The 19,512-nt window shown below is 59.7% G+C and carries 16 protein-coding genes; 4 read left to right on the top strand and 12 right to left on the bottom strand.

From position 1 onward, the window contains the following. Nucleotides 1-35: 35 nt before the first annotated feature. Both CSING_RS02895 and CSING_RS02900 read left to right on the top strand, forming a co-directional pair. The gene (locus CSING_RS02895; protein ID WP_042529550.1) at nucleotides 36-1,184 is read left to right on the top strand and encodes a bifunctional 2-methylcitrate synthase/citrate synthase; all 1,149 of its coding nucleotides are present in this window, start codon (nucleotides 36-38) and stop codon (nucleotides 1,182-1,184) included. Nucleotides 1,185-1,361: 177 nt separating this feature from the next. After that, on the top strand, nucleotides 1,362-4,793 hold the full coding sequence (locus CSING_RS02900) for a pyruvate carboxylase (protein ID WP_042529552.1): 3,432 nt from the start codon (nucleotides 1,362-1,364) through the stop codon (nucleotides 4,791-4,793). Nucleotides 4,794-4,855: 62 nt separating this feature from the next. Here CSING_RS02900 and CSING_RS02905 read toward each other — a convergent pair whose 3' ends face one another. From CSING_RS02905 to CSING_RS02920, 4 genes are all read right to left on the bottom strand, one after another. Next, on the bottom strand, nucleotides 4,856-6,079 hold the full coding sequence (locus tag CSING_RS02905; RefSeq protein ID WP_052471365.1) for an ATP-binding protein: 1,224 nt from the start codon (nucleotides 6,077-6,079) through the stop codon (nucleotides 4,856-4,858). 80 nt (nucleotides 6,080-6,159) lie between these two features. Continuing rightward, entirely contained in the window at nucleotides 6,160-6,717 is a 558-nt protein-coding gene (locus CSING_RS02910) for a GNAT family N-acetyltransferase (RefSeq protein ID WP_042529554.1), read from the bottom strand. Between the two features lie 464 nt (nucleotides 6,718-7,181). After that, the gene (locus CSING_RS02915) at nucleotides 7,182-8,954 is read right to left on the bottom strand and encodes an ATP-binding protein (RefSeq protein WP_042529555.1); all 1,773 of its coding nucleotides are present in this window, start codon (nucleotides 8,952-8,954) and stop codon (nucleotides 7,182-7,184) included. A 141-nt stretch (nucleotides 8,955-9,095) separates the two neighbouring features. Beyond that, the gene (locus tag CSING_RS02920; protein ID WP_042529557.1) at nucleotides 9,096-9,956 is read right to left on the bottom strand and encodes a sulfurtransferase; all 861 of its coding nucleotides are present in this window, start codon (nucleotides 9,954-9,956) and stop codon (nucleotides 9,096-9,098) included. A gap of 279 nt (nucleotides 9,957-10,235) precedes the next feature. On the opposite strand from CSING_RS02920, the gene CSING_RS02925 reads away from it, so the two are divergent. Together CSING_RS02925 and CSING_RS02930 are read left to right on the top strand one after the other, a co-directional pair. Beyond that, on the top strand, nucleotides 10,236-11,294 hold the full coding sequence (locus CSING_RS02925) for a Cj0069 family protein (protein ID WP_042529559.1): 1,059 nt from the start codon (nucleotides 10,236-10,238) through the stop codon (nucleotides 11,292-11,294). 189 nt (nucleotides 11,295-11,483) lie between these two features. Further along, entirely contained in the window at nucleotides 11,484-12,722 is a 1,239-nt protein-coding gene (locus tag CSING_RS02930; RefSeq protein ID WP_052471366.1) for a DUF4282 domain-containing protein, read from the top strand. A gap of 80 nt (nucleotides 12,723-12,802) precedes the next feature. Here the strand turns inward: CSING_RS02930 and CSING_RS02935 are convergent, their stop codons facing one another. The 8 genes from CSING_RS02935 to CSING_RS02970 form a co-directional block, all read right to left on the bottom strand. Next, on the bottom strand, nucleotides 12,803-13,219 hold the full coding sequence (locus CSING_RS02935) for a DUF3151 domain-containing protein (protein ID WP_042529561.1): 417 nt from the start codon (nucleotides 13,217-13,219) through the stop codon (nucleotides 12,803-12,805). Nucleotides 13,220-13,287: 68 nt separating this feature from the next. Further along, a complete protein-coding gene (locus tag CSING_RS02940) occupies nucleotides 13,288-13,884 on the bottom strand; it encodes a Maf family protein (protein ID WP_042529563.1) in 597 nt (198 codons plus the stop codon). A gap of 5 nt (nucleotides 13,885-13,889) precedes the next feature. Continuing rightward, on the bottom strand, nucleotides 13,890-14,084 hold the full coding sequence (locus CSING_RS02945; protein ID WP_042529565.1) for an acyl-CoA carboxylase subunit epsilon: 195 nt from the start codon (nucleotides 14,082-14,084) through the stop codon (nucleotides 13,890-13,892). Nucleotides 14,085-14,092: 8 nt separating this feature from the next. Continuing rightward, entirely contained in the window at nucleotides 14,093-15,424 is a 1,332-nt protein-coding gene (locus tag CSING_RS02950; RefSeq protein WP_042529567.1) for a carboxyl transferase domain-containing protein, read from the bottom strand. A gap of 48 nt (nucleotides 15,425-15,472) precedes the next feature. Further along, nucleotides 15,473-17,086, bottom strand: coding sequence for an acyl-CoA carboxylase subunit beta (locus CSING_RS02955; protein WP_042529568.1), 1,614 nt, complete (start codon nucleotides 17,084-17,086; stop codon nucleotides 15,473-15,475). 242 nt (nucleotides 17,087-17,328) lie between these two features. Continuing rightward, nucleotides 17,329-17,580: a hypothetical protein gene (locus CSING_RS02960; RefSeq protein ID WP_042529571.1), complete on the bottom strand. Its 252-nt coding sequence runs from the start codon at nucleotides 17,578-17,580 to the stop codon at nucleotides 17,329-17,331. 224 nt (nucleotides 17,581-17,804) lie between these two features. Continuing rightward, nucleotides 17,805-18,107: a hypothetical protein gene (locus tag CSING_RS02965; protein WP_042529573.1), complete on the bottom strand. Its 303-nt coding sequence runs from the start codon at nucleotides 18,105-18,107 to the stop codon at nucleotides 17,805-17,807. Between the two features lie 11 nt (nucleotides 18,108-18,118). After that, entirely contained in the window at nucleotides 18,119-19,408 is a 1,290-nt protein-coding gene (locus CSING_RS02970) for an inorganic phosphate transporter (RefSeq protein ID WP_042529574.1), read from the bottom strand. Nucleotides 19,409-19,512 lie beyond the last annotated feature (104 nt).

Raw genomic sequence — 19,512 nt, forward strand, 5'->3', positions numbered from 1 at the left:
CCGACACGCTAGGCCCCCACATAAGGAGAAATACCATGTCTGAGACCCCAGAGATTCGCAAGGGCCTATACGGTGTCGTCGTCGATGAGACCGCCATTTCCAAGGTCGTCCCGGAGACCAACTCCCTGACCTACCGCGGCTACCCGGTCCAGGAGCTGGCCCGCTACTGCTCTTTCGAGGAAGTGGCCTACCTGCTGTGGAACGGTGAGCTGCCGAGCCAGGGTGAGCTCGTGCGCTTCTCCGCCCGTGAGAAGGCACTACGCCACTTGGACCGCCACCTCATCGACCTCATTACCTCCATGCCGAAGTCCTGCCACCCGATGGACGTTCTGCGCACCGCAGTCTCCTTCATCGGCTCCCAGGATCCGGAGGAGTACACCAAGGACTCCGAGCACATCCGCCGCACCGCACTGGAGCTGATGGCCAAGCTGCCGACCATCGTGGCGCTTGATATCCGCCGCCGCCGCGGCGAGGGCTACATTGAGCCCTCCCGTAAGAAGGGCTTTGCGGAGAACTTCCTGTGGATGGTCTTCGGTGATGAAGAAGGCTCCCCGGCTACGTCCCGCTCCGACATCGAGGCCTTTGACAAGTCCCTCATCCTCTACGCTGAGCACTCCTTCAACGCGTCCACCTTCGCTGGCCGCGTGGTGACCTCGACGATGTCGGATACCTACTCTGCTGTCACCGCTGCTATCGGTGCGCTGAAGGGCCCGCTGCACGGTGGTGCGAATGAGGCCGTGATGAAGAACTTCCTCGAGGTCGGTGACCCGGCCAAGGTTGAGGAGTGGACGCTGAACAAGCTCAAGAACAAGGAGCTCGTCATGGGCTTTGGTCACCGCGTGTACAAGAACGGTGACTCCCGTGTTCCGACCATGGAGGCTGCCTTCCGCGAGCTGGCCAAGGACCACGGCCAGGAGCAGTGGGTGGAGATGTACGAGGTCATGGCCAAGACCATGTACGAGAACACCTCCATCAAGATCCAGCCGAACCTGGATTTCCCGGCTGGCCCCGCCTACCACATCCTGGGCTTCGACATCGAGTTCTTCACCCCGATCTTCGTGATGGCCCGCATCACCGGCTGGACCGCACACATCGTGGAGCAGAACGAAAACAACTCGCTCATCCGCCCGCTGTCTGCCTACAACGGCAAGGAGCAGCGCTCCGTTCCGCCGAAGGAAATCTAGCGAAGTGAGAATAAGGCCAGCGTGCTAATCCTGTGCGCTGGTCTTTTCGCATTTCACTGACCAGGATATTCACAGGATCTGAATTTCTGTTGACCTATCTGTCGATTTTCACCCGCGTGAGACCGAAGGGCACTACCCTGAGATCTGTATCGTGCTTATCTGAAAGGATTACTCCCAGTGTCTGATACCGCCCACAAATCCTTTTCTAAGGTCTTGGTGGCCAATCGCGGTGAAATTGCCGTGCGTGCCTTCCGTGCCGCTTTTGAGGTTGGTGCCAAGACGGTCGCCATTTATCCCAAAGAGGATCGCAATTCCTTCCACCGTGCGTTCGCCAATGAGGCAGTGCGCATCGGTACCGAGGGGCAGCCGGTCAAGGCATACCTCGACATTGATGAGGTTATTCGTGCCGCTAAGAAGTCCGGTGCGGATGCAATTTACCCAGGCTATGGCTTCCTGTCGGAGCGTGCTGACTTGGCCCGCGCCTGCCGCGATAATGGCATCAAGTTCATCGGCCCAACCCCGGAAACCCTCGACCTGACCGGTGATAAGTCCGCAGCAGTGACCGCCGCCGAGGAAGCTGGGCTGCCCACATTGAAGGACTCGAAGCCGTCAACGGATGTTGAGGAGCTAGCAGAGTACGCGAAGGACTTTAACTACCCCATCTTCGTAAAGGCAGTTGCTGGTGGCGGCGGCCGCGGTATGCGCTTCATTGAGAATGAGGCAGAGCTCAAGACTAAGTGTGCGGAGGCTTCCCGTGAAGCGGAGGCTGCCTTCGGTGACGGTCACGTTTACCTTGAGACCGCAGTCATCCGTCCGCAGCACATCGAGGTGCAGATTCTGGGTGACTCGCAGGGCAATGTCATGCACCTCTATGAGCGCGACTGCTCCGTACAGCGTCGCCACCAAAAGGTTGTGGAGATAGCTCCGGCGCCGACGTTGGATCCGGAGCTGCGTGACCGCATCTGTGCGGACGCCGTGAAGTTCTGTGAGCACATCAACTACGAAGGCGCCGGTACTGTCGAGTTCCTCGTGGATGAGAAGGGCAACCACGTCTTCATCGAAATGAACCCGCGCGTGCAGGTGGAGCACACCGTGACCGAGGAGATCACGGGTGTGGACATTGTGAAGTCTCAGATGCAGATTGCCGCAGGTTTCTCACTCGAAGAGCTTGGCCTCAAGCAGGAAGAGATTCACATCAACGGTGCGGCCCTGCAGTGCCGTATTACCACCGAAGATCCTTCCAACGGCTTCCGCCCGGATACCGGTACGTTGACTCAGTACCGTTCCCCGGGTGGTGCGGGCGTGCGTCTTGACGGTGCAACGGCTGTTGGTGCGGAGATTTCTCCGAACTTTGACTCCTTGCTGGTCAAGATGACCTGCCGCGGCGCGACGTTCGAGCAGTCTGTTGCTCGTGCCCAGCGTGCGCTGAACGAGTTTACTGTGGCCGGCGTGGCCACTAACATCGGCTTCCTGCGTGCTTTGCTACGCGAGCCGGACTTCGTCAACACCCGCGTTGACACGAGCTTCATCGCGGAGCACCCGGATCTGCTCAAGGCCCCGCCGGCCGTGGATGAGTCGGGCCGAATTATCGACTACATCGCGGACGTTACCGTGAATAAGCCAAATGGCGAGCGCCCGACCACCCTGCGTCCCTTCGATAAACTGCCGGACCTGGACTTCTCTTCGGAGGTGCCGCGCGGTTCCCGCGATGAACTTCTGGAGCTTGGACCGAAGAAGTGGGCAGAGAAGATCCGCAAGCAGGATGCCCTCGCTGTCACCGATACCACCTTCCGCGATGCCCACCAGTCCCTGCTGGCCACTCGCGTGCGTGGTACCGCGCTGGTCACCGCCGCTGAGGCCGTAGCCCGCATGACCCCGGAACTGTACTCGGTGGAGGCGTGGGGCGGAGCAACGTACGACGTCGCCATGCGCTTCCTCAAGGAGGATCCGTGGGTGCGCCTCGACTTGCTGCGTGAGGCCATGCCGAACCAGAACATCCAGATGCTGCTGCGCGGCCGCAACACCGTGGGCTACTCGCCATACTCCAACGATGTCTGCACTGGCTTCGTCCAGGAAGCAGCCAAGTCCGGAGTCGATGTCTTCCGTATCTTTGACGCGCTGAACGACGTCACCCAGATGCGCCCGGCTATCGACGCTGTCCTGGAGACCAACACCACCGTGGCCGAGGTTGCCATGGCCTACTCTGGCGACATGTGCTCCCCAGATGAGAAGCTCTACACGCTGGATTACTACCTCAAGCTGGCGGAAGAGATCGTCAACACCGGCGCCCACGTCTTGGCCATCAAAGACATGGCGGGCTTGCTGCGCCCAGAGTCCGCATCCAAGCTAGTCATGGCACTGCGCAAGGAATTTGACCTGCCGGTTCACGTGCACACGCACGACACCGCGGGTGGCCAGCTGGCGACCTACTACGCCGCGGCTCTGTCCGGCGCGGACATCGTCGATGGTGCCTCCGCACCGCTGGCAGGTACGACCTCGCAGCCGTCCCTGTCTGCCATCATCGCGGCGTTCTCTAACTCCACGCGTGATACCGGTATTTCCCTCAAGGCCGTCTCTGACCTTGAGCCTTACTGGGAGGCCGTGCGTCAGCTCTACCACCCGTTCGAGAAGGGCATTCCTGGCCCGACCGGCCGCGTCTACCGCCACGAAATTCCGGGCGGCCAGCTGTCCAACCTGCGTGCGCAGGCAACCGCACTGGGCTTGGAGGATCGCTTCGAAATCATCGAGGACACCTACGCGGCCGTCAACGAGATGCTGGGCCGGCCGACCAAGGTCACTCCGTCTTCTAAGGTGGTCGGTGACCTGGCCCTGCACCTCGTGGGCGCAGGCGTGGATCCGGCTGACTTTGAGGCTAACCCCACCAAGTACGACATCCCAGATTCCGTCATTGCCTTCCTCCGCGGTGAGCTTGGTACCCCTCCGGGCGGCTGGCCGCCGCTGCGTGACAAGGTCCTTGAGGGCCGCACGCCTGGCGACGTCGCCGTCAAACCCGTCCCAGAGGAGGAGAAGGAGCACCTCTCATCGGAGAACTCTGACGAGCGCCGTGCCTCCCTCAACCGCCTGCTCTTCCCGAAGCAGTTTGAGGAGTTCAACGAGTTCCGCCGCAAGTTCGGTAACACCGAGGCGCTGACGGACACTGTGTTCTTCTACGGCTTGGAAGAAGGCAAGGATTACATCGTTCATTACTTCCCAGAAGGCTCCACCGATCGTGCGGATCTCACGCCGGTCACCGTGCGACTCGACGCAGTGGGTGAGCCGGACGAGAAGGGCATCCGCAACGTTGTGCTGAACGTCAACGGCCAGATTCGCCCGCTTAAGGTACGCGATAACAACGTTGAGTCCACCGTCGCCACCGTGGAGAAGGCTGACCCGTCCAACGAGGGTCATGTGGCCGCACCGTTTGCCGGCGTGGTTAACCCGACCGCCAAGGTCGGTGACGAGGTCAAGGCCGGCGATCAAATCGCCGTCATTGAGGCCATGAAGATGGAAGCCTCCATCTCCGCCACTAAGGATGGCACCATCGAGCGCGTCGCCATCGGCGCCGCCACCAAGGTTGAGGGCGGCGACCTCATCGCCGTCATCAACTAGAAAAACCGCTGAACCCTCCTGCTGAGATAGAACATCCAAGCAGGAGGGTTTAGTTTCTGTATTTAAGGGGTTAGGTCTTGTCCGGCCAAGAACGTAAGGCCATCGACCCAATGGACGTGGCCTGTCGGCGGTGGAAATCGGTCTAGCGTGATGAGTATGCAGCGTGAGCCAGCCGGGGTATGCGCGAACGGGGCTAATTCTCGTTCCAGTGTAGAAGGTTCTGAGGTGGCGTAGGCTACCTGCACGTAAAAGGTGTCATCCCCACGAGTTGCGATGAAATCTATTTCCCCGTCTGGGACTGAGCCAGTGGACACCTCATAGTCTCGGCGAAGAAGCTCGAGAAACACCATATTCTCAAGGTCGTGGCCCAGGTTGAAATCACGGGAACCAAGTACGGCATTACGTAATCCAGGATCTACGAAGTAGTACTTACCGTTGCTTCTCAGCCATTGTTTTCCCTTAGTATCACGGCTGCGACAGCGGTATAGCAGGTGGGCGTCCTCCATCAACTCGAGGTAGCGATCGATGGTTTCAGAGGAGCTAGCGTATCCATCTGCTTTAAGAACTCCGCGGATTCGGCGGGTGGATAGTTCTGAACCAGAATTATCGAAGATGAATTGAGCAAGCCGCAAGAACGTTGATGTATCACGGATTTGGCCACGAAGAGCGATGTCTCGGGTAAAAATTGAATCGAAAAGCGCACGATTGAAATCTGAGGCAACTCCGACATCGTTTGCCAACACACTTGCAGGGAACCCGCCGATTCGCATCCACGCGGAAAAGTCTTCGGCAGTCGGTATCGTTGGCCGTGATTTTTCACGGTGGGTGAAGGCAGTGAACTCGCTTAATGACAAGGGGAGCATCCGAAGCTCTATGTAGCGGCCGGCAAGATATGTAAGGGATTCGCCAGCAAACATAGAGGCATTCGAACCAGTGAGAGTGATTTCGAGATCATCATTAAGCCTTAGCGAGTTAATGATTCTTGCCCAGTCTTCGAGCTCTTGCACTTCGTCGACATGGAGATAGCGAAGCCCTTGGTCTAGGGCTTCCTCGACGAAAGCATGAAAGGCATGCGGCTCACGGAGCCGATCATTACGTGCGTCCTCAAAATTGATGACGAGAATGTCTTTAGCAGGTACTCCCGAGTTGAGGAGATCCTGTCGATATAAGGAAAGCAATGCGGACTTTCCGCAGCGACGCACACCCGTGACTATACGCACAAGGTCGCGATCCTCGATCGCGTGCAATTTTGCAAGATAGTTTGGGCGAGGAATGAGGTCAGCCATGGTGTCGATTATAGTCGACACTTCTAGGAAAAAACGAGCAAGTGTCGAGTATAGTCGACACCGGTTGTTGGCTTGTGCTGCTAAAAACGCTTGAGCATCACGTGGGCATCCGGGCGGCCAGGGACATCGATGTCGACGAAACCTTCGGATTCATACAGCTTGCGAGCGCTGGTGTTCTCCGGTTCAATCCACAGCGATACGGCGGGCGCCTCTTGTGCCTCGGCGAGGTCGCAAGTGTTGCGCAGGAGGCGTCGCCCAGCGCCCAAGCCTCGGTAGCGGGATTCCACCGCAAGGAAAAGCTCGGGGATCTCCTCCGGGTCGAGGTCTGTGGCCCACTGGGACTCATCAAAAGGATCGGCCTCCGGATTACCGGTGTAGGCAGCGCCTTTGGCCTCTGTGGTGTAGTAGCGCAGCCACGCACCACCGACGGGGACGCGGTGGCTGGACACGGCGATGACGCCGCCGTCGACGTGGGGTGACCATTCGTCGACGTACATCCCTACATCAGGCGTGTGGAAATCCCCAAGATGGGCGTCCTCGTCACCGAGTACATCAGCGAGGAAGAGGAGACGGGAGAGGTAGGTGCGGTCGTGCTCCTTGGCTAACCGCACGCCGAACTCAGAATCGTTAGCGCTCATGCCTTACGAGGCTACTTGATCTCTGAATTTAGTTACCCGTTGAGTGATTCGAGAGGAGCTGGTGGATTCTTCATAGTGCGGAGAAGGGTACTCGTGGCGGTGGTATGGCGTGTGAGTCGCGGGTTCAGTAGCGCCTCGACCTTCAAGATTGAGCGGAAGGCATGAAGGGCCTCCCTGCGAGGTCGTGAGCTAATGCAGCTTCGTCGTCTTGATTGGCAGCACGAAGAAATGGCTCCCAACGCGGTGTTGAGAGCCATTGCGTAATCCACTGGCTATCCTGATGCGCCACTGCTGCATCCCCCAAAGTGACAAGTCAGCACCCCGGCAAGTAGTACTCAGCGGGTCAGTAACCCGGAGCAGAGCTCCACCGGGGTATCACGTCACAGAGTACTTAACAGTGCTAATCGAGGCAAGGTTTGTCACAGTTTCGTTCCGACCTCTGCCGGCAGGGAAGTATTAGCGAACTACTTGATCTCCAGGATCGGCTCGCCCTTGTTAATCTGCGCGCCGGTGGACACCTTGAGGTCGGTGATGGTGCCGGACTTGTGGGCCTTGACGGGGTTTTCCATCTTCATGGCTTCGAGGACCACAACAACCTCGCCTTCCTCGACCTCTTGGCCTTCCTCGACGGCGACCTTGATGACGCTGCCTTGCATCGGCGCGGTTACGGTGTCGCCGGACACGCTTGCCGACGCCCCCTTTCCGCGACGCTTCTTCGACTTTTTGCGCTTGTTGCCACCGCCCAACAGCAAGTTGCCCGGCAGGGCCACCTCGATGCGGCGGCCGCCCACCTCGACGACGAACTTCTGAGCTGCCTCTTGTTCTTCGTCCTCGGGGGTTTCGGCGGTGTCGATGTATTCGGGAAGCTCGTTGACCCACTCTTCCTCGATCCACTTGGTGTAGACCTTGAAGTTGCCGTCCTCGGCAGCGAAAGCGGGATCAGTGAGAATGGCTTGGTGGAAGGGGATAACCGTGGGCAGGCCTTCGATGCGGTACTCCGACAGCGCGCGCCGGGCGCGCTGGATGGCGGTGGCGCGGTCGGGGCCCCACACGATGAGCTTGGCCAGCATGGAATCGAACTGGCCGCCCACGACGGTGCCTTCACGTACGCCGGAATCCATGCGCACGCCCGGACCGGATGGCTCGGAGTAGCTCACGATAGTGCCCGGAGCCGGGATGAAGCCTGCGGCTGCATCCTCGCCGTTAATACGGAACTCGAAAGCATGGCCGCGTGGGGTTGGGTCCTCGGAAATGGAGAGCTCGCGGCCCTCGGCGATGCGGAACTGCTCACGGACCAAGTCGAAGCCTGTGGTCTCTTCGGTGACGGGGTGCTCCACCTGGAGGCGGGTGTTGACCTCAAGGAAGGAGATGAGTCCGTCCGCGCCCACGAGGTACTCCACCGTACCGGCTCCGTAGTAACCGGCCTCGCGGCAGATGCGCTTGGCAGATTCGTGGATGGAGGCGCGTTGCTCGTCGGTGAGGAAAGGAGCGGGGGCTTCCTCGACGAGCTTCTGGAAACGGCGCTGCAGGGAACAGTCGCGCGTGCCCATGACGACGACGTTGCCGTGCTGGTCGGCCAAAACCTGGGCCTCGACATGGCGGGCCTTATCGAGGTAGCGCTCGACGAAGCACTCGCCGCGGCCGAAGGCGGCGGTTGCCTCGCGGGTGGCGGACTCGTACAGGTCCGCAATTTCCTCGCGGGTGTGGGCCACCTTCATGCCGCGGCCGCCGCCGCCAAAAGCGGCCTTGATGGCAATGGGTAGGCCGTGCTCGTCGGCAAAGGCTTCGACTTCGGCGGCATCCTTGACTGGATCCGGAGTGCCAGGCGCCATGGGGGCGTCAGCGCGCTCAGCAATGTGGCGCGCGGTGACCTTGTCTCCGAGGTCCGCAATGGATTGTGGGGACGGGCCGATCCAGACGAGGCCGGCATCGAGGACCGCTTGAGCGAACTCGGCGTTCTCAGAGAGGAAGCCGTAGCCGGGGTGGATGGCGTCGGCACCGGACTTGGAGGCGGCGTCGAGAAGCTTGGTGAAGTCGAGGTAAGACTCCGCGGAGGTCTGGCCGCCGAGCGCAAAGGCTTCATCGGCCAGCGTGACGAATGGGGCGTCGGCATCGGGCTCGGCGTAGACCGCTACAGATGCAATGCCCGCGTCGCGGGCCGCCCGGATGACGCGGACCGCAATCTCACCGCGGTTGGCCACGAGGACCTTGGTGATGTTCTTGGTTTCAACTGCCACGGCAGGAACCCTCCTCCATGATTTCTGATAGGACTGCATACTATTCTTGCACAGAAAAACATGAGGATACCCTCACATCTTGGTTTCGTGTCAAAAAATAAACCCGCACCAGCAAGGATGCGGGCTCATTTCGGCGTGTTGCTAGCGCTCAACCGGCATGCGCACCATGTTGCCCCACTCGGCCCACGAACCGTCGTAGACGCGCGGGTTGTTGAAGCCAAGCAGGTACTTGAGGACGAACCATGTGTGGGCTGCCTGGGCACCAACGTGGGAATAAAGGATGGTCTCGGTCGCTGGCTCGAGTTCACCGTAGTTGACTTTGAGCTCGCTGAGCGTGCGGAAACAGCCGTTGGGGTAGACTGCGCGGTCCCACTCAAGATTGACAGCGCTAGGGATGTGACCGTAGGTCATCGTGGTGCCGTAGGGAGACTCGCCGTTGCCGGATTCGCGAGTGGCCTCACCGCAGAATTCCTCTGGGCTGCGGGTGTCCACCAACGAGGCGGTGGACGAGCGCAGCTCATCGACGAAAACGCGGGCTGATTCATCGCGGCTAACCTCCGGGTAGGAGGAGGTGGTGGGGTCGGGGACCATGAAGGAGGTATCGCGTTCCTCGGACATCCAGGCATCGCGGCCGCCGTCGAGAAGGCGTACATCTGGGTGGCCGTACAGCTCGAAGACCCACAGGGCGAACGCAGCCCACCAATTGGACTTGTCGCCGTACAGAATCACGGTGTCATCGCGTTCAATGCCCTTGGAGCGAAGGAGCTCGGCGAAGGCTTCCTCATCAATGAGGTCTCGTGTGGTGCTATCGAGCAGCTCCTTCTGGAAATTAATGCGGATAGCAGTCGGGATGTGGCCAATGTCGTAGAGGAGGGAATCCTCATCTACTTCGACGACGCGTAGGCCATTGACGCCCAGACGCGCGGACAGCCACGGGGCGGAAACGAGACGCTCGGGGTGCGCGTACTCTTGGAAAGGGGGATTCGGGTCGAATTCGGCCACGGTCCACCTGCCTTTCTCGTTGAGAGGGGGACGGTCGCCTCAACTTTAGCGCGCTTCGCTGATACGTGGTCACTCAAGAGAAACTTTTGTGGTGTTGGATACATTTATCTGGCGGTATTTTTTGAAACACAGCCACTGGTTATAACAAGAGTGCAGGTCAGGGTAGCTCCGTAGCGGGTGAGCACGCCTTTTTGGGGTGGGGGCGCTTGCTCAGCACGGTTGGCAAAGCTGGGTTATTTTAGGGGGTGACCCACAAATACCCAACGAAAGGGAAACGCTGTGCACAAGGCAATCGTCGTCTTCGAGGTCGAGGGCGGATCTGACAAGCAGTTCAACGGCCACCGCAAGGACACCATGCCCATCGTCGACAGCATTAAGGATGCTGGCTGGCACGCAGAAGTGGTTTTCTACCGCCCCGAGTGGTCTGAGAAGCTCTTCGAGTACGTCTCCGAGAACTTTGATGCCTACATCTCTCGTGTGAATCCGGGCAACATCCCGGGTGGCGAGAAGGGCTACTTCGACCTGCTCACCAAGCTCGCTGAGGCAGGTCTGGTTGGCATGTCCACCCCGCACGAGATGATGGCCTACGGCGCCAAGGATGCCTTGGTGAAGCTCAATGACACCGACCTGGTGCCGTCCGATACCGCTGCGTACTACGACGTTGAGTCTTTCCACAACACCTTCCCGACCTCCCTGTCCTACGGTGAGCGCGTTCTCAAGCAGAACCGTGGATCCACCGGCTCCGGTATTTGGCGTGTGCGCTTGGCCGATGAGAAGCTGGCCGAGTCTGTAGAGCCGGGCAGCGCACTGCCGCTCGATACCAAGCTCAAGTGCACCGAAGCTGTGGACAACCACACCGAGGAGCGCGAGCTCGGCGAGTTCATGGACTTCTGTGACCAGTACATCGTTGGTGACAACGGCATGCTCGTGGACATGCGCTTCATGCCGCGCATCGTTGAGGGCGAGATCCGTATCCTCCTCGTTGGCCCGGACCCGGTCTTCGTTGTTCACAAGAAGCCGGCTGAGGGCGGCGACGCCTTCTCTGCCACCCTGTTCTCCGGTGCGAAGTACACCTACCAGAAGCCGGAGGAATGGCAGGAGCTTGTTGACATGTTCGCGGAGGTCCGTCCGGTCATCGCCGAGAAGCTCGGCGGCGACAACATCCCGCTGATTTGGACCGCAGACTTCATGCTTGCTGATGGCGAGAATGGCGAAGATACCTACGTCCTGGGTGAGATCAACTGCTCCTGCGTGGGCTTCACCTCGGAGCTGGACATGGGTATCCAGGAGAAGGTGGCCGCTGAAGCCATCAAGCGCGTTGAGGCCAAGCACGCCTAAGCGTTATTCCATGAATCCCTCGCTTTTGCGGGGGATTTTGTCGTTTGAGGCCTCGTTGTGTGGGGCGCAATCCCCAAAGAGCCCCCCTAACCGCTGACAGTGAGCCGGATCTCAGGTACGTTCGAAGAAGTAAAAATTACACGAATGTGTACTGCTCTGCGAACTTCACTGTGAAAGGACTACCGAGCGATGACCAACCCCAACCAGTTCGGCGAGAACGGCAACAACAACAACAACGATTCCTCTAACCAGGGTTTTGGTGGCGGCTTCGGCAGCGGCTTTGGCGCTGATTACACCCCGAACAACTCGACCCCGAATAACGCGGGCGAGGACTCCTCCACACCAGAGAACGGCACGAACAGCGGTGCTTCCCAGCAAGGCTTCGGCGAGGGATTTGGTGGAGGTTACGGCAGCGATAACGCTTCCACCGGTTGGGGTAACCCGGGCGCGCCGTCCAACTCGGGCTTTGATTGGGGTGGCCAGGCGGGCTACGGCGATTACTCCGAGCCGCACACTGAACCGGCGCAATCTGCTGAATCAACTGCCTCCACTGAGTCTTCGTCTTCGTACTCTGCGTCCACCCAGGATTCTGCTTCGTCTGAGGCTGGCTCTGCTGTACCGGCCTCTGAATCCTATGGCTCCTCATCCCATGGCTCCTCCCAGGACTCCGCCTCAGGCTTTGGCGCTGACAACACCAGCTTTAGCAGCTCCGCTGATCAGGGCAATGGTTTTGGCCAGCAGCAGTCGGAAAGCTTCGGTGCGCAGGCTTCCCAGAATTCTCAGTCCGCAGAGTACTCCCAGCCTGAGCAGAATTATCAGAACTCTGGCTTCGGCGGCTACTCCCAGCAGAACCAGGGATTTGGTGCTCAGAACGCGGGCTTCGGCCAACAGGACCAAGGCTTCGGTCAGCAGGAGCAGGGCTTCGCTCAGCAGCACCAAGGCTTCGGTCAGCAGGAGCAGGGCTTCGGTCAGCAGGAGCAGGGATTTGCCCCACAAAACCAGGGCTTCGGCGATCAGAACTCGCCCTTCGGTGCTCCTGCGATGCAGCAGTACCCGCAGCAGAACAACCAAGGCCAGGGCACTGCCTCCAAGGGCTCTGGATTCTTCAAGGCGCTATTTGACTTCTCTTTCAGCGAATTCGTCACGTTGAAGTTTTCGTCCTTCATTTACATGCTACTGGTCGGTGTGTCTGGTGTCGCCTGGGTCGGCGCGATTTTGCTCTCCCTGGTTTCCTTTGCCGATAGTTTCTTTATAGGACTCATGTCCCTCCTAGGGGCAGTGCTCATCGGAGGAATTGCCTTCCTGTTCTACATCATCCAGTTCCGACTGATTCTGGAGTTCTTCGTGGCTAATATCCGCACTGCACAGAACACCGGCACGCTGGTCGAGCAGGCCGATGCCAACAGGGACGCGACGAATAACGACTAAGGTTCCTCAGCCCGTCAGCACCTAAGAATCCCGCAACCTTCTCGACGAGGTTGCGGGATTGTACTGATCTATGCAGCAGGTTAGTCCAGGAGCGTGGCTACGGATTCAGGGTCGGCGTCGGACAGCATTTGGCGGATGCGGTCATACTCTCCGTTCTCGCCGATGGCCTTCGCGGCGTGGCCCAGCGCGGCGATGGCGCGCAGCACGCCTTGGTTGGGCTCATGGGAGTAGGGGACCGGGCCCCAGCCTTTCCAGCCGTTGCCGCGCAGGCGGTCGAGGCTGCGGTGGTAGCCGGTGCGGGCATATGCGTAGGCCGTGATGAAGGCAGTGGGCTCGGCGTCCTTGTGTTGATCCAATTCCTGCTCCGCGAGCAGCGCCCACAGCAGCGGCGAATCGGGGTGAGCGACGATTCCAGCGGTGAGATCGGAGGTGCTCTCAGCGCCCGGATCGGCCGGCAGTTTGATGGGTTTGGGGGCGAGCATGTCTTTCATTTCCATGCCGCCCCACTTTAGCCATGTGGCGCTACGGTCACCAGAGGGGCGAACCTGGAAGGGTTGGCCCAAAACTAGGGCTTGGTCCAGAAATCGGCGACGTTGAGCCCAAAGGAGTACAGCGCTCGGCGCAGCACCGGGAGCGAAAGCCCGATGACGCTGGAAGGATCGCCCTCAATGCGGTCGATGAACCAGCCGCCGAGGGCCTCCAACGTAAAAGCGCCGGCGCATTCTAGGGGCTCACCGGTGCGGGCATAGGCCTCGATATCGGCATCCGTGGCCTGAGCAAAATGTACCGTCGTGCGCGAGGCCTCGACGAAGCGTTTGTCGCCGTAGAGCACGCAGTGGCCGGTGATGAGCTCAGCGGTGCGGCCGGCCTGCGCATGCCAGCGCTCAACGGTGGCCTCAGGGGTATGGGGTTTGCCCTGGAGGGAGCCGCCGAGTAGCAGCATCGAATCGCCACCCACCACCACATCAGAGGGGTAGCTGGGGGCGATGGCCTCGGCCTTAGCCGTGGCAAGGGCACACACGATGTCCTCGGGGTCTTCTCCAGCGAGGCGATCTTCAATGGTGCGTTCATCCACGTGGGCCGGGGCGATGATGGGTTCGACGCCAGCGCCGCGAAGGATGGACGCCCGGGAAGGCGATTGGGATGCTAGGACGATGCGCATGGCGGCTAGTAGTAGCGGACGTTGCGGAAGGCCGTCGGGTTGAACACATTTCCCGGCTGGCCCCACAGGTTACGCTCAGAGTGGATATCCGCAGCCTTGGCGCGTGCCTCGGAGTCGAGCTGGCTGAGCACCGTGGACAGTGCCGCGACCTCGGCGTCAGTAGGGTTGCCGCGCAGGACAGTAAAAAGGGAATCGGACATGGATACCTTTACAAAACGATGTTGCCGTGCTTCTTCGGCAGGGTTGGGACAATCTTGCGGTCCAGCAGGCGAAGTCCTTCGATGAGGGAACCACGCGTGGCTGCTGGCGTAATAACGGAGTCGACGAGGCCGCGCTCAGCTGCCTGGTAGGGGGTCAGGTAGTCGGCTGCATCTTCCTCGCTGAACTCCAGCTCAGAGGCCAATGCAGGGCCGTCGGCCACGGCAATCTCTGCTGTTGGCCACGCATACGAAAGGTCTGCGCCAAGGTCCTTGGAACCGAAAGCGATGTAACCCGTGCCGTGAGCGCGGCGCACGATGACGCTGATCTTGCCCACGTCGGCAGCTGAGTACGCATGGACGAGCTTGGCCAGGGCGGCCTTCTCCACCTCGAGGGCCGGGGAATCGACGAACTCGATGATGGGGGTGTTGAAAGCATCGCACAGGCGGATAAAACGCGCGGCCTTGGCGGCGGCAGCAGCATCGACCGTGTCACGGTTAGCAATGATGCCCACCGTACGTCCCTCAATGCGGCCGAAACCAGTGAAGATGCCACGCACCTGGGAGGTGAGTTCATAGACATCCTCACAGGTGGCAGTGACAACATCAGCTAGGTCAATGGCGCCATCGTCGGCCACAAGGGTATCGAGTGCGCGGTCGGCCTCGTTAATGTTGGCCTCGACCGAACCGGAGACGATGGTGGCCTCAGTACGGGGAGCAGCTGCGCGGTTATTCGAAGGCAGGTAGGAGAGCACGCGCTTGACGACGTTCACCTCGTGTTCACCTTCAGCCTGGAGATCGCCGTCGGGAGCAATGACGATATCGGAGAGCGCTGCGATGAGTGAGGCATCCTTCGTGTCCGCGTAGACCGCAGTGACCTGCGGGATGAGGCCGGATGCCGTGGTGGCACGAGCAAGAATTCGCGCCTGCATGGCTGAGGACACAATGCCTTCCTGAGCGCGCGGCTTATCGCTAGCGACGAGCGCGACGATAGGCACGCCGGTTTTAATTGCCAGGTCATAGAGCTTGGTGACCTTTTCGCCGTAAACCTCGCCCATGGTGCCGTCGAAAAGCGAGGCGTCCTGGGCGTAGGCGCAGACCTTGCGCCCATCGACGGTGCCGAAACCAGTGACGACACCATCGGTGTAAGGGCGGATGTGCTCACGGCCGAAGTCGGTGGAGCGGTGGCGTGCCAGCGCGTCAGTCTCCACGAAGGAGCCGGCATCAAAGAGTGCCTCGATGGCGCTGCGGGCAGCGGGAACCTCTCCCTGCGGCGCGCGGGACTCGGTAAGCTTCGCGTCCAAGTCCTCGATCTTGCCAGCGGTCGTCTTCAAGTCAGTCATGGGACACTAGTGTAATACAGCGCAGCCGTGCGCTTTAAGGCGTGCCGTTTACAGTGGAATGTTGCCATGCTTGCGAGACGGGCGTGGCACAGTCTTATCCGCGAAGAAGCGCAGATTCTTGGCGATGGTGCTGCGGGTTTCGGAGGGGAGAATGACGGCGTCGAGAAGCCCACGCTCTGCAGCCTTATAGGGGTTGAGCATGTGATCCTCGTACTCGCGCTCGAAGGACTTGGTGAGCTCAGCCACGTCGAGGCCTTTCTCGTGGGCGGCCTTGATCTCCTTGCGGTAGATAAAGCCGACGGCACCTGCCGCGCCCATGACCGCGATCTGGGCGGTGGGCCAGGCCAGGTTGACGTCTGCTCCCAATCCCTTGGAACCCATCACGCAGTAGGCGCCGCCATAAGCTTTGCGCAGGGTGACGGTGATTTTAGGGACAGTGGCCTCGGCATAGGCGTAGAGCAGCTTAGCGCCGCGACGCAGGATGCCATCGTGTTCCTGATCAGCACCGGGAAGGAAACCAGGGACGTCAACCAACATGACGATGGGGATATTAAAAGCATCACAAGTGCGCACGAAACGGGCAGCCTTCTCTGAAGAATCGATATCCAGACAACCGGCGAAGACCTGCGGCTGATTGGCCACGAAACCTACAGTGTGGCCCTCGATGCGGCCAAAAGCAGTGACCACGTTATCGGCACGCTCGGTTTGAATTTCCAAGTAGTCGCCGTCATCCGTGAGCGCCTCGATGACCTCCTTGACGTCATAGGGCTGGTTCGGGGAATCTGGGATGATGTCATCCAGCCTGAGGTCATCGACGGTTTCTTCGCCGAGCTCATCATAGGGCTCCGCTGGGGTTAGCTGCCGGTTGTTGGAGGGCAGATAGGTCAGCAGATCATGGACCCAGTCCAAGGCTTCTTCATCGGTGGCCGCGGTGTAGTGCGAGGTGCCGGATTTGTGCATGTGGACGCCGGCGCCGCCGAGTTCTTCCTGGCTGACTTCTTCGCCGGTGACGGTCTTAATGACGTCCGGGCCAGTGACGAACATCTTAGATTTTTTGTCCACCATCACTACGAAGTCAGTAAGAGCAGGGGAGTAGGCATTGCCACCGGCACAGGCGCCCATGATGACGGAGATTTGGGGGACGACGCCGGAGGCCTTGACGTTCTGGTAAAAGGTCTTGGCAATCCAGTCCAGGGACACGGCGCCATCTTGAATGCGAGCACCAGCCCCCTCGTACAGGCCGATGAGGGGGCGGCCGGTGGTGATGGAGAGCTCCATGATTTTGATCATTTTCTCGCCGTAGACTTCGCCGAGAGCACCGCCGAAGACGGTTCCATCCTGGGAGAAAATGCAGACTTCGCGGCCGTCGATAGTTCCCCAGCCGGTGACGATGCCATCGGTCAGCGGGCGCTTCTTTCCCATGCCGAAGTCCATAGTGCGGTGAACGGCGAGCATGTCGGTCTCCACGAAAGAACCTTCATCGAGGAGGTAGTCCAAGCGCTCCCGGGCAGTGAGGCGGCCTTGTGCGTGGACCTTCTCGTGGGCTTTTTCGCCCATGGGTTGGGCCGCTGCTTCACGACGCCTCTTGAATTCAGCGATCTTGCCTGCGGTGGTGTCGGCGCTGAGGGAATCCAGCTCTGACAAATGTGAGGAAATAGTCATGTTCGGCAGTGTAGAAAAGTTTTGGGTAGGAACGTATAGTGGCGCGCGGGTGATTTGCCTCACAATTCTCGTTTATGCAGGTTATGGAGGTGCGAAAGATGAGGTTTTCCTCACGAGTGGCGTGTTGAGTTCATTCTGTCGGTGTAATGAGTGTGGTTTGGGGGTGACGGGCGTTGGTGGAAAGGGGAAAGCCTCGACCTAGGAGGTAGGCCGAGGCTTCAGGTTGTGTATTTCTCGTGGGGCTACGCAAGCCAGCCGAAGCTATGAAGGAAGAGTTCTACCTCGGCGAGGTCACCCTCGCGGGGGAAGTCTCCGGCGAGCGCTGCGTAGGTTTCTTCGATATCGGTGCGGGTTGCAGGGATTAGGTCGTGCTTGAGTAGATCCTCGGCAATCATTGCCGGGAGGGGGGTGGTGGCAATGATGTCAAGGCCGGTGCCGGTGGCACTCTTGAATGTGTTGGTGATGGCTGAAATAAATCCAGTTAAGGCATTCATGTGTACTCACCTCTCTCTTGTTTGTGTTGTAATGATGCGCCTCTCCGCATCATGGGGATGCACCCACTATATCGCTGAAGGGGCTAGAATGCTACATTTGGTTCACGTGTAGTTAACTTTTAGTTCATCTTACTTGGGTGTGACATGCATAACGAAAGGGCGACCGCGCCTCCTGCAGAGTGGGGAGGAGCGGCCGCCCTTGGCGGCGAGCGTCGGTAGGGGGGTTAGTGTCCACCCTTGAGGCCCGGGAAGAGTTCAAGCCCAAAGTAGTGGTGGATGGAGTCCTTGGCAATCCATGTAATGGCCACGAGGATGAAGAGGGCAAGGACCGCGTAGACGGTCCAGCCTAGAAGCTTCATCTGAGGAGATGCTTCGGTGTCATCGATGACGACACCTTCGGTGTTACGAATCGGATCGCCGGTCATACAGCGCATGCCCAACGCAAACAGGAGCGGGATACCTGCGCCAAATGCCAGAGCCAGAGCGGCAACGCGAATGATGGCGGTGAGAATTTCTAGTGCGGTCATGATCGGGATCCTTAGCTGTCCTTGAGGGTGGAACTGTCATCGACGACATCGTTGACGGCGTTGGCGGCGCCAGGAGAGTTTCCAACCGCGGCGCCAGCGGCGACCTTTTCGCGCGGGGACATCGAGGAATCGACGGACTCGGCCTCGGCATCCCAATCATCGTTGACGTTCTTGGCGTCGACCGGGTTGCGGCGTGCGCGCATGAGGATAAGGGCGACCATGCCGAGGAGGAGGACGAGGTCAACAATGGCACCGACCATTGTGGTGGAAACGGTGGAGACGCCTTCAGCAATCCACCAGGTGGCGAATCCAACGAACGCTGCACACGGCAGAGTGATGAGCCATGCGGCAGCCATGCGCATGGCCACACCCCAGCGAACCTGTGCGCCCTTGCGTCCCAAGCCGGTACCCAGAATAGAGCCTGTGGACACGTGGGTTGTCGACAGTGCCATGCCGCCGGTGGCGGAGGTCAAAATGATGGCAGCAGACGTTGCCTCGGCGGCCATGCCCTGCGGGGATTCGATCTCAACGAGGCCCTTGCCCAGGGTGCGGATGACGCGCCAACCGCCAGACATCGTGCCGGCTGCAATGGCTACGGCACAGGCGATGATAACCCACGTCGGAATGCGTGCATCAGAGTTGGCCTCACCGGCAGCGACGAGGGCGAGGAAGATAACGCCCATGGTTTTCTGGGCATCGCCGGTACCGTGCGCCAGGGAAACCAAGCAGGCGGTGACGATCTGGCCGTGGCGGAAGTGTTCGTTCTTAACTTTTTCGGGGATGGTATTCGTTACCCAGTAGACCAGTGCGGTGCCGCAGGCCGAAACCATGGCGGCAATGAAGGGGGAGGCAACAGCTGGGATAATGATCTTGCCGACGATGGAAGACCATGCCACACCGCCCGTGCCGAGGGCTGCGAAGGCGGCGCCGATGAGTCCGCCGAACAGAGCGTGGGAGGAAGAAGAAGGCATTCCCAGCAGCCAGGTGAAGAGGTTCCAGGAAATGCCGCCAATGAGGCCGGTGAAGACGACCATGAGGAGGGCGTCGCCATCGGCAGGGACAGACATATCGTAGGAATCGAGATTCACAATTCCCTTGGCCACCGTCGCAGCAACGTTCACGGACAGGAACGCGCCGACGAGGTTAAGGACTGCGGAAATGGCTACTGCTGTAAATGGCTTAAGGGCACCGGTGGCGATGGATGTGGCCATGGCGTTGGCGGTGTCATGAAAACCATTGGTGAAGTCAAAGGCCAAGGCGGTAATCACCACGATGGCGAGAATGATGAGTGTCGCTGACACGTGCGGGAGCCCTTTCAGGACTAGGGGACCAATCTACAAAAAGGCCAGCGTGTGGTGCACTCGTTGCAGAAGGTGGTGCCTCGAAATGCATGCTAACCGGGGAA

The organism is Corynebacterium singulare (genome assembly GCF_000833575.1).
Taxonomy (GTDB): domain Bacteria; phylum Actinomycetota; class Actinomycetes; order Mycobacteriales; family Mycobacteriaceae; genus Corynebacterium; species Corynebacterium singulare.

Coding starts and splice junctions, on each gene's coding strand:
- CSING_RS02965 (WP_042529573.1), bottom strand. CDS start 18,107: ATGACCGCACTAGAAATTCTCACCGCCATCATTCGCGTTGCCGCTCTG.
- CSING_RS02910 (WP_042529554.1), bottom strand. CDS start 6,717: ATGAGCGCTAACGATTCTGAGTTCGGCGTGCGGTTAGCCAAGGAGCAC.
- CSING_RS02935 (WP_042529561.1), bottom strand. CDS start 13,219: ATGGAAATGAAAGACATGCTCGCCCCCAAACCCATCAAACTGCCGGCC.
- CSING_RS02905 (WP_052471365.1), bottom strand. CDS start 6,079: ATGGCTGACCTCATTCCTCGCCCAAACTATCTTGCAAAATTGCACGCG.
- CSING_RS02950 (WP_042529567.1), bottom strand. CDS start 15,424: ATGACTGACTTGAAGACGACCGCTGGCAAGATCGAGGACTTGGACGCG.
- CSING_RS02945 (WP_042529565.1), bottom strand. CDS start 14,084: ATGTCCGATTCCCTTTTTACTGTCCTGCGCGGCAACCCTACTGACGCC.
- CSING_RS02930 (WP_052471366.1), top strand. CDS start 11,484: ATGACCAACCCCAACCAGTTCGGCGAGAACGGCAACAACAACAACAAC.
- CSING_RS02895 (WP_042529550.1), top strand. CDS start 36: ATGTCTGAGACCCCAGAGATTCGCAAGGGCCTATACGGTGTCGTCGTC.
- CSING_RS02955 (WP_042529568.1), bottom strand. CDS start 17,086: ATGACTATTTCCTCACATTTGTCAGAGCTGGATTCCCTCAGCGCCGAC.
- CSING_RS02960 (WP_042529571.1), bottom strand. CDS start 17,580: ATGAATGCCTTAACTGGATTTATTTCAGCCATCACCAACACATTCAAG.
- CSING_RS02940 (WP_042529563.1), bottom strand. CDS start 13,884: ATGCGCATCGTCCTAGCATCCCAATCGCCTTCCCGGGCGTCCATCCTT.